Annotated in this window: 10 protein-coding genes; 3 read left to right on the plus strand and 7 right to left on the minus strand. The window is 66.0% G+C overall.

Features of this window, described 5'->3' with window-relative positions:
- Positions 1-7 precede the first annotated feature (7 nt).
- The 6 genes from B2U07_RS06605 to pap form a co-directional block, all read right to left on the minus strand.
- On the minus strand, positions 8-634 hold the full coding sequence (locus B2U07_RS06605; protein ID WP_197856147.1) for a glutathione S-transferase family protein: 627 nt from the start codon (positions 632-634) through the stop codon (positions 8-10).
- Positions 635-767: 133 nt separating this feature from the next.
- Positions 768-1661, minus strand: coding sequence for a LysR family transcriptional regulator (locus tag B2U07_RS06610; protein WP_275545818.1), 894 nt, complete (start codon positions 1659-1661; stop codon positions 768-770).
- Positions 1658-2581: a LysR family transcriptional regulator gene (locus tag B2U07_RS06615; RefSeq protein ID WP_275545819.1), complete on the minus strand. Its 924-nt coding sequence runs from the start codon at positions 2579-2581 to the stop codon at positions 1658-1660. Before B2U07_RS06615 ends, B2U07_RS06610 begins: the two co-directional genes overlap by 4 nt.
- 43 nt (positions 2582-2624) lie before the next feature.
- Entirely contained in the window at positions 2625-3245 is a 621-nt protein-coding gene (locus B2U07_RS06620; RefSeq protein WP_275545820.1) for a LysE family translocator, read from the minus strand.
- Positions 3246-3396: 151 nt separating this feature from the next.
- Entirely contained in the window at positions 3397-4584 is a 1188-nt protein-coding gene (locus B2U07_RS06625; protein WP_197856151.1) for a thiolase family protein, read from the minus strand.
- A 160-nt stretch (positions 4585-4744) separates the two neighbouring features.
- The gene (gene pap, locus B2U07_RS06630; protein WP_197856152.1) at positions 4745-6232 is read right to left on the minus strand and encodes a polyphosphate:AMP phosphotransferase; all 1488 of its coding nucleotides are present in this window, start codon (positions 6230-6232) and stop codon (positions 4745-4747) included.
- Between the two features lie 145 nt (positions 6233-6377).
- Here pap and mnmC point away from each other — a divergent pair, with 145 nt between their 5' ends.
- Complete coding sequence (gene mnmC / locus B2U07_RS06635; protein ID WP_275545821.1) at positions 6378-8339, plus strand: bifunctional tRNA (5-methylaminomethyl-2-thiouridine)(34)-methyltransferase MnmD/FAD-dependent 5-carboxymethylaminomethyl-2-thiouridine(34) oxidoreductase MnmC; 1962 nt, start codon at positions 6378-6380, stop codon at positions 8337-8339.
- Between the two features lie 40 nt (positions 8340-8379).
- Here the strand turns inward: mnmC and B2U07_RS06640 are convergent, their stop codons facing one another.
- Positions 8380-9273: a DMT family transporter gene (locus tag B2U07_RS06640; RefSeq protein ID WP_275545822.1), complete on the minus strand. Its 894-nt coding sequence runs from the start codon at positions 9271-9273 to the stop codon at positions 8380-8382.
- 148 nt (positions 9274-9421) lie between these two features.
- On the opposite strand from B2U07_RS06640, the gene B2U07_RS06645 reads away from it, so the two are divergent.
- Both B2U07_RS06645 and B2U07_RS06650 read left to right on the plus strand, forming a co-directional pair.
- Positions 9422-11335 carry a DEAD/DEAH box helicase gene (locus B2U07_RS06645; RefSeq protein WP_275545823.1) on the plus strand — a complete coding sequence of 638 codons (1914 nt, stop codon included), beginning with the start codon at positions 9422-9424 and terminating at the stop codon, positions 11333-11335.
- Between the two features lie 20 nt (positions 11336-11355).
- Entirely contained in the window at positions 11356-12252 is an 897-nt protein-coding gene (locus B2U07_RS06650; RefSeq protein WP_275545824.1) for a LysR family transcriptional regulator, read from the plus strand.
- The last annotated feature ends 105 nt before the right edge of the window (positions 12253-12357 follow it).

Genomic DNA, 12357 nt, shown 5'->3' on the forward strand with positions numbered 1-12357 from the left:
CAGCGACTCAGGCTTGCAGGCCGGCGGCTGTACGCGGCATCGGCACGAAACCCGGCAGTGCCTCGATGCGTGCCAGCCAGGCGCGAATGTTCGGGTAGGGCTCCAGCGACACATTGCCCTCCGGCGCATGGGCGATATAGGAGTAGTTGGCGACGTCGGCAATGCTCGGCTTGTCGCCGGTCAGGAATGGGGTTTCGCTCAGCTCGCCTTCCATCACGGTGAACAGCGCATGAGCGCGGTTGATCACTTCTCCGGCGTTGAACGAGTAGCCGAACACGGTGACCAGGCGCGCTGCGGCGGGGCCGAAGGCCACCGGACCGGCGGCGACGGACAGCCAGCGCTGCACACGGGCAGCAGCGGCCGGCTCCTGCGGCAGCCAATCATCATTGCCGTAGCGCTTGGCCAGGTAGAGGAGGATGGCGTTGGAGTCGGCGATGACGGTGCCGCCGTCATCGATCACCGGCACCTGGCCGAAGGGGTTGAGGGCGAGGAACTCCAGGGTCTTGTGCTCGCCCTTGGCCAGATCGACGAAGATCAGCTCGGTGGGCAGCTGCAGCAGCGACAGCATCAGCTCGGCGCGGTGGGCATGGCCGGAGCGAGGAAAGTTGTACAGTTTGATGGCGGGACGGGACATGGCGATGACTCCTTGAAAGTGAGGGTTGGTCATCGCGAGACCACTTGCTTTCGCGACGATGGAGCCATGCTCACCCCATCCACCTCACAGAAGAATCACCAAAAACGGCAATCCACTATTTCATTTTCTGCAATTACCTCATCGCAAATGCCGGATGAGCGCGCAGACGCGGCACAGCGAAGTCGAGTAAACTGCGCACCCGCGCGGCAGCACGGCGCCCCTCGCGGTAATACAGCTGCACCGGCAAGGGCGGCGCGGCAAAATCCTCGAGCACAGCCAGCAGTTGCCCCGCCTGTAACTCATGATGGGCTTCGTAACTCAGGCAGCGAGTCAGCCCGAAGCCGGCGAGCGCCGCACGAATGGCGGCCTGCGGCGTGCTGCAGGTCAGCCGTGGCGCGACCTTCACCGTTTCCTGCGCAAAGCGCCACTCACCCACGTGGCCGGTCGAGGAGGTGGCGATGATGCGGTGCGCCGCGAGATCGTCCGGGCTGGCCGGCCGGCCCCAGCGCTGCAGATAGGCCGGTGCCGCGCAGATCAGCGGGCGCACCTGTCCCAGCGGTACGGCGAAACCGGACGAACTGGGCAAGTGCCCGACCACCAGCGCCAGGTCGATGCCCTCCTCCAGCAGCCTCGGCAGCTCCTCGCGCGCCAGGGTAGCCAGGCTCACCTCGGGAAAGGCCGCCAGGTACTCGACGGCGATGGGCATCAGCACCTGGTGCGTCATCAATAGCGGCAGGGCCAGGGTCAGTTGCCCGGCCGGGCTGGCATGCAGGCCCGTCACCGACTGCTCGGCCTCGTCCAGCCGCTGCAGGATGCGCTGACAGCTGTCGGCGAAACGCACGCCGGCCGGACTCAGGCTCACGCCGCGAGGCCCTCGCAGCAGCAGGCTGGCGTCCAGGCGGTTTTCCAGCGCCGTCACGGTGCGCATCACCGTCGCCTGCGACAGCTGCAGCCCCCTGGCGGCTGCCGCCAGGCTGCCCGCCTGCGCCACGGCGAGGAACACCTGCATCTCGCGATGATGATTCATGCTGCCGGTGGAGCACCGGCCGCGCGCAGAGCCGGGTCGGCACGAAAACTCGCGGCGCAATGGTCGACGAAGGTCCGCACCTTGGCCGACACCTGCCGGCCGCCCTGATGAATGATGTGCACCGGCAAGGCCGGCGGTTCGAAGGTTTCCAGCACCAGTTCGATCTCACCGCGTGCTACCGCATCGGCGACCTGGTAGGACAGCACGCGTGTATAGCCCCAGCCCAGGCGCGCGGCGCCGATTGCCGCCTGGTTGGAGCTGACGGTGAAACGTGGCGCAGGCGTGAAACCGAACCCGCCATCGGCGCCAACGAAGTTCCAGTGCGTCAGCAGACCGCTGGCACTGGACATGACGATGGGCGCATCGCGCAACTCATCCGGATGCTGCGGCCGACCTACCCGGTCGAGAAAGGCGGGCGATGCACACACCACCGGGCGGATCTGCCCGACCTGCAATGCCGGGTGATCGCCCTCGGGCAGCGAGCCGATGCGCACGGCAACGTCGATGCCCTCCTCCATCATGTTCACCACGCGATCGACCAGCAGCGCATTGATTTCCACATCCGGGTAGGTGTCGAGGTACTGGGCGATACGCGGGATCAGGAACAGTTCGCCGAACATCACAGGCGCCGTCACGGTGAGCCGTCCACGCGGCCGCACGCTGCCACCGGCGGCCAGTTCCTCGGCCTCCTCCAGCTCCAGCAGGATGCGCCGGCAATCCTCGACATAGCGCTGGCCGGCCTCGGTCAGACGCAGGCTACGCGTGCTGCGCGCCAGCAACAGCGTGCCCAGGCGCGCCTCCAGCGCAGCAACGGCGCGGGTCACGCTGGGCGGTGAAATACCCAACAGCTTGGCGCCGCCGGCGAAGCTCTCGGCTTCGGTGACCGCCAGCAGCACCTTCATTTCCTGAAACCGATCCATCGTCACCGCCTGAACGCGAGAAGCCGATAACGCCGAAGCACACTCAGCGCCGGCTCAATGCCAGGCGCGCGGCAAACAGCATGAAGATCAGACCGGTGCTGCGATCCATCCACTTGATCACAGCTTCGCGCCGCAGCCAGTGACCGAGTGGCTGGGTAGCACCGATCAGCAACATCGCCCAGGCCAGGCTGAGCACCACGTGAATGCCCACCAAACCGAAGGTCCAGGCGATCAGGGGCTGCCCCTGCGGAATGAACTGCGGCAGGAATGAAACGTAGAAGATCCCCACCTTGGGGTTGAGCACATTGCCCAGCAGGCCACGCACGAACCAGTTGGCGCCAGGTTTGCCGCTGGCCTGTTGCGGCGCCAGCGAGGTACGCGGGCGCAGCAGCATGTTCAGCCCGAGCCAGGCCAGATAGGCCGCGCCGCAGTACTTGAGCAGGTTGTAACCGAACTCGGAAACTGCCAGCAGCGCGCCCAGGCCGAAGGCTACCGCCGCGCCCCAGATCAGGCAGCCGGCATTGATGCCCAGCGCCGCGCGAAACGCCTGCTGCCGGCCCTCGACCGCTGCGGTACGCAACACCAGCGCAGTGTCGATCCCCGGGGTCAGGGTCAGCAGTGTGGCCGCCAGGGTGAAGGCGATCAGGTTTTCGGCAAAGGGCATGGGCAGGCGCTCCAGTCGAAGGTCAGAGCGCGAGTATAAACAGCGCATCGCTGGCCGTCGTGGGGCCAGCGATCCCGTAGGGTGAGCCATGCGCACCGCGGTGCGTTCGTGCGATGCGTGTTGCCGGTGGTACGCGCGGCGTAGCCCAGGTTTAGCCGCGATAGGCCTCGAACAGCCCCGTGGCGCCCATGCCGCCACCGACGCACATGGTGACGATGCCGTAGCGCAGCTCGCGGCGTTGCAGCTCGCGCACCAGGTGGCCGACCTGACGCGAGCCGGTCATGCCGAAGGGATGGCCGATAGAGATGGAGCCGCCGTTGACGTTGTATTTCTCGTTGTCGATCTCGAGCTTGTCGCGGCAGTACAGGCACTGCGAGGCAAAGGCTTCGTTGAGCTCCCACAGGTCGATATCGTCAACCGACAGGCCCTTGGCCTTGAGCAGCTTGGGCACCGAGAACACCGGGCCGATGCCCATTTCGTCAGGCTCGCAACCGGCCACGGTGAAGCCGCGGAAATAGGCCTTGGGCTTGAGGCCCAGCTCCAGCGCCTTATCCAGGCTCATCACCAGGGTCATGGAGGCGCCGTCGGACAGCTGCGAGGCGTTGCCGGCCGTCACGCTGCCAGCCGGGTCGAACGCCGGCTGCAGCTTGGCCAGGGATTCCAGGGTGGTGTCCGGGCGGTTGCAGTCATCCGCCTCGACCACGCCGTCGACGATCTTCTTCTCGCCGGTGGCCTTGTCTTCGACCTGATACTTCACCGACATCGGTACGATTTCGTCGGCGAACAGGCCCTCGGCCTGAGCGCGAGCGGTGCGCTGCTGGCTCTGTAGGGCGTAGGCGTCCTGGGCCTCGCGGCTGATGCCGTAGCGGTTGGCGACGATCTCGGCGGTCTTGCCCATGGGATAGTAGATGCCGGGGTTGTCCTGCTGCAGCAGCGGGTTGAACAGGTTGTCCATGTTCATGCTTTTCAGGGTCATGGTGATGGACTCGACGCCGCCGGCGACGATGATGTCGCTGCAGCCGGATGCCACCTGGTTGGCAGCGATGGCGATGGCCTGCAGGCCCGAGGAGCAGAAGCGGTTCAGCGTCATGCCCGCCACCGGATTGCCCAGGCGCGAGAGCACGGCGACGTTGCGGCCGATGTTCATGCCCTGCGCGCCCTCGTTGGAGCCGGCGCCGACGATGCAGTCATCGACCAGCTTCGGGTCGATGCCGTTGCGCGCCAGCAGCGCATCGACGCAGTGAGCGGCCATGTCGTCCGGCCGGGTCATATTGAACTTGCCGCGGAAGGACTTGGCCAGGCCAGTCCGCACGCTATCGACGATCACCACTTCACGCATGACGCACCTCGTTGTTATTGGATGGCGAATGGCGTGAAGATAAATCCAGTCCATAGCTGGGCGCGACCATCATTGATCTGGCGTATACGGAGCGATCCGGTGCGCTATCCCGATCCCGCTCCTACAGATCGGGGTCGCGGCTGAAGCCGCGATTAACGCCTCAATCCCTGGCGAACGCCGCCTCGATGGCCTCATTGATGGTGCGCAACACCTTGACCCGGGCGAAGCGCTTGTCATTGGCTTCGATCATCGTCCAGGGCGCGATCTCGGTGCTGGTGCGGTCAACCATGTCGCCCACTGCATCGGCGTAGTCGTCCCACTTGTCGCGGTTGCGCCAGTCTTCTTCGGTGATCTTGAAGCGCTTGAACGGGATCTGCTCGCGCTCCTTGAAGCGCTCCAGCTGCGTCTGCTGGTCGATGGCCAGCCAGAACTTCACCAGAATCACCCCGGCGTTGGTCAACTGCTCCTCGAAATCGTTGATCTCGCCATAGGCGCGCAGCCAGTCGGCCTGGCTGCAGAAGCTCTCGATCCGCTCCACCAGCACGCGGCCGTACCAGCTGCGGTCGAAGATGGTGAAATGCCCGCGCGCCGGAATGTGCCGCCAGAAGCGCCAGAGGTAGGGCTGGGCACGCTCTTCTTCGGTCGGCGCCGCCACCGGCACGATGCGGTACTGGCGCGGGTCGAGCGCGCCGGTCACGCGGCGGATGGCGCCGCCCTTGCCGGCGGCATCGTTGCCTTCGAACACGGCGATCAGCGCGTGCTTGCGCATGCGCTTGTCGCGCATCAGGCCGGATAGTCGCGCCTGCTCGGTGGCCAACTGCTCCTTGTACTCCTCCTTGCTCAGGGCCTGGGTCATGTCCAGGCTGGTCAGCAGGCCGCGGTTGTCCAGGCTGGAGGCCAGCGGCGCCGCATGCGGCTGCAGCTTCGAGCGCTGCGGATTGGCCAGGGCCGCTTGCAGGCCTTCGAGCAGAATGCGCCCAACGGTCAGGCTGCGGTAGTAGTGATCGACGCCCTCGACCACGTACCAGGGCGCGTAGTCGCGGCTGGTACGGCGCAGCACGCGCTCGCCGTGGCGCACGAACTTGTCATAGGTCTTCGATTGCTGCCAGTCCAGCGGGCTGATGCGCCAGCTGTGCAGCGGGTCGTCCTTGAGCGCTTCGAGGCGCGCCTTCATCTGCTGCTTGGACAGGTGGAACCAGAACTTGAAGATCAGCGCGCCCTCGTCGCAAAGCATGCGTTCCAGGCGCTCGGCGCCATCGATGGCCTGATCCAGCACGGCGTCCTTGAACTTGCCGTGTACCCGCCCCTGCAGCATCTGGCTGTACCAATTGCCGAAGAACACGCCCATGCGCCCTTTCGGCGGCAGCTGTCGCCAGTAGCGCCAGGCCGGCGGCCGCGCCAGTTCCTCGTCGGTCTGAAGATCGAAGGTGCTGACCTGGATCAGCCGCGGGTCCATCCACTCGTTGAGCAGCTTCACCGTCTCGCCCTTGCCGGCACCCTCGACCCCGTTGATCAGTACGATCACCGGGAAGCGCGCCTGTTGCTTGAGCTCGTACTGCGCCTCCAGCAACGCCTCGCGCAGCGCCGGCTCTTCGGCGTCGAACGTGGCCTTGTCGATACTGCGGCCGATTTCGGCGGATTCGAACATGCAGAAAACCTCCCTGGAATGATCGTTAAAGCGTAATGGATCGGCCGCGACTTTGCCTGGCGGCAGCTCGCCACGGATTGACCTGCGCCGGGTAAACCGCGTGCACAGCGGTTAGAATCGCCGCCTGTTTTATCGGGATGCAATCATGTCCGACGTCCACAACGCCCAGCTCGACTGGGACGAACACGGCCAGCCACTGTCGCGCAGCTATGGCGACGTGTACTTCTCCCGCGCCAACGGCCTGGAGGAAACCCGTCACGTCTTCCTCGCTCACAACCAGATCGTCGAACGCTGCCAGGCCCTGCCGGCCGGCGGGCGCCTGGTGATCGGCGAAACCGGCTTCGGTACCGGACTCAATTTTCTCTGCGCCTGGCAAGCCTTCGCCGAGCATGCTCCGTGCGATGCGCGGCTGCACTTCGTCAGCGTGGAGAAATTCCCCCTGACCCAGACGGACCTGCAGCGCGCCCTGGCCCTGTGGCCGGAGCTGGCACACTACGCCGAGCAGCTGCTGGCGCAGTACCGCGCCATCCATCCCGGCTTCCAGCGCCTGCTGCTCGATGGCGGCCGCGTGGTGCTGACGCTGATGATCGGCGACGTGCTGGAATGCCTGCCGCAGCTGGACGCCAAGGTCGATGCCTGGTTCCTCGACGGTTTCGCCCCGGCGAAGAACCCGGAGATGTGGACGGATGCGCTGTTCGCCGAACTGGCGCGGCTGTCGGCGCCCGGCGCCACGTTGGCCACCTTCACCAGTGCCGGTTTCGTCCGACGCGGGCTGATCGCTGCAGGTTTTGCCGTACTGCGGATCAAGGGCTTCGGCCACAAGCGCGAAATGCTGGCCGGCCCGTTCCAGGCGCAGCAGATGCAGCGCACGGTGCCCTGGTTCGCCAGACCGAGATTGACGACGGGCGAACGCCAGGCCGTGGTAATCGGCGCCGGCCTGGCCGGTTGCGCCACTGCCGCCAGCCTGGCCGCACGCGGCTGGCGCGTCACCCTGCTGGAGCGCCATGACGATGTCGCCCGCGAGGCTTCAGGCAACCCCCAGGGCGTGCTCTACCTGAAACTGTCAGCCCATGGCACCGCGCTGTCGCGACTGATCGTCGCCGGTTTCGGCCATACCCGCCGCCTGCTCGAACGCCTGCAGCGCGGCGTCGACTGGGATGCCTGCGGTGTGCTGCAACTGGCCTTCGACGCCAAGGAAGCCGAGCGTCAAGCCAAACTGGCCGCGGCCTTCCCGAATGACCTGCTGCACGCGTTGCCCCAGACCGAAGCCGAAGATCGTGCCGGCATCGGCCTGCCAGCCGGCGGCCTGTTCTACCCGGATGCCGGCTGGGTGCACCCGCCCGCGCTGTGCCGGCAACTGGTGCAACATCCGTTGATCGAGCTGCGTCCCTATCAGGAGGCACTGAGCCTGAGTCGGCAGGATGATCGCTGGTGCGTCGAGGGGCAGAACGGCGTACTGGCCGAGGCGCCCGTGCTGGTCTTGGCCTGCGCCGCCGAGATTGGCCGCCTGCTGCCGGAGGCGAACCTGCCGCTGAAGCGTATTCGCGGGCAGATCAGCCGTCTCCCGGCCAGCACGGCCAGCAGTACGCTACGCACGGTGGTCTGCGCCGAAGGTTACGTTGCACCACCGCGCGGCGGCGAACACACCCTGGGCGCCAGCTTCGACTTCCATAGCGATGATCTGGAGCCCAGCGTGGCCGAGCACGCCGGCAACCTCGAGCTGCTGCGGGAGATTTCTCTCGATCTGGCCGAGCGGCTCGATACGCAATCGCTCGACCCAGCAATGCTGCATGGCCGCGCGGCGTTTCGCTGCACCAGTCCGGACTACCTGCCGCTGGTAGGCCCGCTGGCCGAGCAGCAGGCCTTCAATGAGGCCTACGCCGTGCTGACCAAGGACGCCCGCCAAGTGCCGGAAACGCCCTGCCCCTGGCTGGATGGCCTGTACATCAACAGCGGCCATGGCTCGCGCGGTTTGATCACCGCGCCGCTGTCGGGCGAGCTGATCGCCGCCTGGCTGGAGGACGAGCCGCTGCCGGTGCCACGCGACGTTGCCGAGGCCAGCCACCCCAATCGCTTTATGCTGCGCAAGCTGATTCGCGGGAGCTGATCGACGGTGCGCGCGGCGCACTCTTCCGGGTCTACCGCGCTTAGGCCCTAGCCTCGGTAAGCACTGGCTTGGGCTTGCGAAACACCAGCACGTTACCCAGCATCACCAGCCCCAGGCCGAGCAGTGCCGGGGCCGTCCATTGGTAGCCCTCAGCGAACACCGAGATGTTCAGCGCCACCACCGGGAATAGCACCGTGCAGTAGGCTGCGCGCTCCGGGCCCATGCGCCCGACCAGAGTCAGGTAAGCAGTAAAGCCAATCACCGAGCCGGGAATCGCCAGATACAGCAGCGAGCCGACATAGCGCGCGTTCCATTCGAAGGCGAACGGCGTGCCGCTGACCAGGCAGATGCCCACCAGCATCAGCGCGCCATAGAGCATGCCCCAGGCATTGGTGGTCAGCGGCTTGAGCCCGGCCTTCTGCTGCAGGCTGGAGAGCATGTTGCCGGCCGAGAAGAACAGCGTGCCGCACAGCGCCAGGCCGATGCCCAGCAGGCTTTCGCGGCTGGTTTCATGCCCGGCCAGCTCCGGCCAGAACAGCAGGCCAAGACCGGCCAGCCCCAGCCCGCCGCCGAGCAGCACGTTGGCAGCGATGCGCTGCTTGAAGAACAGCCGCGCATTGATCGCATTCCACAGGGTAGCGGTGGAGAAGATCACCGCGATCAGGCCGCTGGGTATCCACTGGCTGGCGGTGTAGAAGCACAGGAAGTTGAGGCAGAACAGGCATAGCCCCTGCAACAGGCAGATGCCCTGACCACGGCGATCCAGCGGCTGCAGGCGGCCGCTGAACCAGAGCATGGCGAACAGCACTGCCGAGGCCAATGCGAAGCGATAGGCGATGGAGGCGGCGACGGCCACCTCGCCCATCTGCAATTTGATGGCGATCCAGGTCGTGCCCCAGATCAGTACGGTAAGCAGGTAAAGCGACAGGTTCATGGCATCCTCCGAAAACTGAGTCCAGTCTGAAACCCGTACGCACCGAGCGCTTGCACAAAGTTGCGCATTTATCGAAGCGCCACCCTTGCCTGCCATCGCGCCCCAAGGCTTATCATTCCCGTTTTGCTAGCCAGGTCATCACCGCCGCATGCTTTCCGCCGTCGCGCGCTACAAACAACTGCTGTCCAGCGCCCTCGCCCGCTACTTCCCCCGCACCACCGCCTACCTGCGCGCCGAGCGCGAAGCTGCGCAGCCGCGCAAGCCCGTACGCAAACAAAACAAGAAGAAATCCACCGCCAACAAGAAAGCCAGCAGTCGCAAGACCCCCAGCGGCAAGCCTGGCCCCGTCGGCATCTACCCCGCCGCCCGCCTGAAGATCGAAGATGCCCAGGTGCAGGCCATGCGCGAGCGCGTGGCCGAAGCGGTAAGCGCCGGGCTGATCGGCGCACCGTCGGAGGAGCAGTGGGCGATGATCCTCTGCCGCGCGCCGCTGGCGCGCATCTTCGCCGGCGCCGGCTCGGGCAAGTCGAGCACCCTGGTACTGCGCGTGGTGTTCCTGCTCTGCCACCTGGACATCGAGCCGAAACGCCTGACGGTAATCTCCTTCACCAACGCCTCCTGCCACGAGCTGCGCGAGCGCCTGCAACGCCTGCTCGACTTCTGGCACTACCCGCACGATGCGCGCCAGTGCGTACGCACCTTCCACGCCGCCATGGCGACGCTGGCCAAGGAAAGCCTGGGCAACCCGCGCTGGTTCGAGCAACTGGACGAGCCCGGCGACGAACCGGACAACCCGCTCGCAGGCACGCGCCTGCGTCCAGCGCAGCAGCGCCTGCTCAAGCAGGCCTACCAGAACGCCTACGCCGACGACGCGCGATTTCGCGCCCTGACTCACCGTCTGCTCAAGCTGCCAGCGCCCGAGGAGCCGCCACAGGGCAAGGCCAAGGTACCGCTGGATGCCTGCAAGCTGCCCGGTGAATTCGCCGCTCTGCCGCTGTTCGAGCTGCTGCACGGGCAGATCGACTTCGCCGAGAGCCTGGGCATCCGTCTCGACCGCCTGGACGTGAAAGCGCTGGGCTGCGGCCTCCGCGAGCGCGATTTCATCGAGGCCATGCAGCGCTTCCACCAACAATTCAGCGCCCTGCTGCACAGCCAGGGGTTGAGCAGTTTCAACGGCGCGTTCGCGCAGTTGAGCGAGCGCCTGAGCAGCGACGGCGGCAAACCCGGCCCCGCCCTGCTCGCCTTGAGTCACTTGCTGATCGACGAATTCCAGGACATCTCGCCGCAGATCGTGCTGTGGTTGCAGGCCGTGCATCGTCGCCTGCACGCTGCGGGCGAGCGTATCAGCCTGATGGCCATCGGCGATGACTGGCAATCGATCTACGGCTGGCGCGGCAGCTCGCCGGAGCTGTTCATCGATTTCGACCGGCACTTCCCCAGCCGCGGACGCGGCAAGAGCACTACTCTGCTGCTGGGCACCAACTACCGCAGCATTGAGCCGGTGATCCGCGATGGCGAAAAAGTGCTGGCCGAAGTGCACAACAAGCAGGCCAAGACCTGCGTCGCGGCCAGGGCAATGCAACCGGGCGACCACGGCGTCAAGCTGATCCAGCGCTTCGACCTGGCCAACGGCCTGCCGCGCTTGCTCGAAGAAATCCGCGCGCAATGCGCCCATGTCGCCAGCCGCTCCGGCGCCGATCGCACCGCCGTGCTACTGCTCAGCCGACGCAACGAGCCGCTGCAGCAAGTACGCGCACAACTGGACAAGACGCTGCCGGTCAAGGCCCTGACCATCCACCGTGCCAAGGGCCTGCAGGCCGAGGTGGCGATCATCCTCGACGACTGCCTGCCTGTGGACAAACACCCGCTGCGCAACGCCCTGTACGCCCAGAGCGGTTTCTTCGCCGGCAGCTACGACCAGGCCATGCAGGACGAAACCCGGCGTCTGGCCTACGTGGCCATCACCCGCGGCGTAAGCCGGGTGCTGTGGTACACGCGCAAGGCCCAAGGCGCCACGCAGTGCTTGGCAGCGAGCCGGCCAATCGCGCAAGCTGAGGGCTGATCGGTACTTCGGGCATTTCCATGGACAAACTGCTGGCTCTGCGCACCTTCGTCGCCACCGTTCGCTGCGGCGGTTTTTCCGCCGCGGCGCGGCAACTTGGGCTGGCCACCTCGTCGGTGACTCGCGCGGTCAATGCCCTGGAACAGGAGCTGGGCTGCGTACTGCTCAACCGCAACACGCGGCAGATCAGCGTCAGCGAGGCCGGGCGAGACTACTTCGAGCGCGCCCTGGCCATCCTCGATGCGCTGGACGAAGCAGACGCTGCCGTGGCCGATAGCGGCGGCGATGTGCGCGGTCGGCTGGCCGTAAGCGTGCCGGTAGAGTTCGCTCGTCGGCTGATCGCACCGCGCCTGGGCGAATTGCTCGAACGACACCCACAACTGGAACTGACCCTGCGCGTCACCGACGAGGTAGTCGACCTGCTCAGTCAGCGCATTGACGTTGCCCTACGCCTGGGCTCGTCGATCACCAGCGACGATGTGGTCAGCCAGCGGGTCGGCAGTTTTCGCCGCTGGCTGGTGGCGAGCCCGCAATACCTCTCGCGCACGCCTGCCATCGAGCATCCCGAGGCGCTGCAGACCCATGCCTGCCTGCAGTTCGATTACGGCCAACCGACCCGCTACTGGCGCTTCGAGCAGGACGGCGAACTGCTTCAGGTTCCGGTAACCGGCCGCCTGCTGAGCAACAACGCCGACATCTTGCGCCAGGCGGCGCTGGCCGGTCAGGGCGTGGCCCTGCTGGCCGACTGGCTGGTGCGCGAAGACGTCGCCAGCGGCCAGCTGCTGCGTCTGCTGCCCGAGCACGAGGTCGCCCCAGGCCCACACGACGGTGCCATCCACCTGCTGTACCTGCCCAACCATCGCGGCTCTATACGCATCGCCGCGTTCACGGCGTTTCTGCAAACGGTACTGGAGTGACTCATTGCGCAACGCGCAATACAGCGTTGCCGGCGCGCTGGATTATCCTTACTCCGCTCTGTCCCTAACCTTGAGTCTCCAGGCCAAACCACCACGGAGACTTCA

This window comes from Pseudomonas sp. UBA7530, from assembly GCF_002479365.1.
Taxonomy (GTDB): Bacteria; Pseudomonadota; Gammaproteobacteria; order Pseudomonadales; family Pseudomonadaceae; genus Aquipseudomonas.

Bases quoted from the DNA above. Each gene is read 5' to 3' on its own strand.
- B2U07_RS06605 (WP_197856147.1), bottom strand. From the start codon at position 634: ATGTCCCGTCCCGCCATCAAACTGTACAACTTTCCTCGCTCCGGCCAT.
- B2U07_RS06620 (WP_275545820.1), bottom strand. From the start codon at position 3,245: ATGCCCTTTGCCGAAAACCTGATCGCCTTCACCCTGGCGGCCACACTG.
- pap (WP_197856152.1), bottom strand. From the start codon at position 6,232: ATGTTCGAATCCGCCGAAATCGGCCGCAGTATCGACAAGGCCACGTTC.
- mnmC (WP_275545821.1), top strand. From the start codon at position 6,378: ATGTCCGACGTCCACAACGCCCAGCTCGACTGGGACGAACACGGCCAG.
- B2U07_RS06645 (WP_275545823.1), top strand. From the start codon at position 9,422: ATGCTTTCCGCCGTCGCGCGCTACAAACAACTGCTGTCCAGCGCCCTC.
- B2U07_RS06640 (WP_275545822.1), bottom strand. From the start codon at position 9,273: ATGAACCTGTCGCTTTACCTGCTTACCGTACTGATCTGGGGCACGACC.
- B2U07_RS06610 (WP_275545818.1), bottom strand. From the start codon at position 1,661: ATGAATCATCATCGCGAGATGCAGGTGTTCCTCGCCGTGGCGCAGGCG.
- B2U07_RS06615 (WP_275545819.1), bottom strand. From the start codon at position 2,581: ATGGATCGGTTTCAGGAAATGAAGGTGCTGCTGGCGGTCACCGAAGCC.
- B2U07_RS06650 (WP_275545824.1), top strand. From the start codon at position 11,356: ATGGACAAACTGCTGGCTCTGCGCACCTTCGTCGCCACCGTTCGCTGC.
- B2U07_RS06625 (WP_197856151.1), bottom strand. From the start codon at position 4,584: ATGCGTGAAGTGGTGATCGTCGATAGCGTGCGGACTGGCCTGGCCAAG.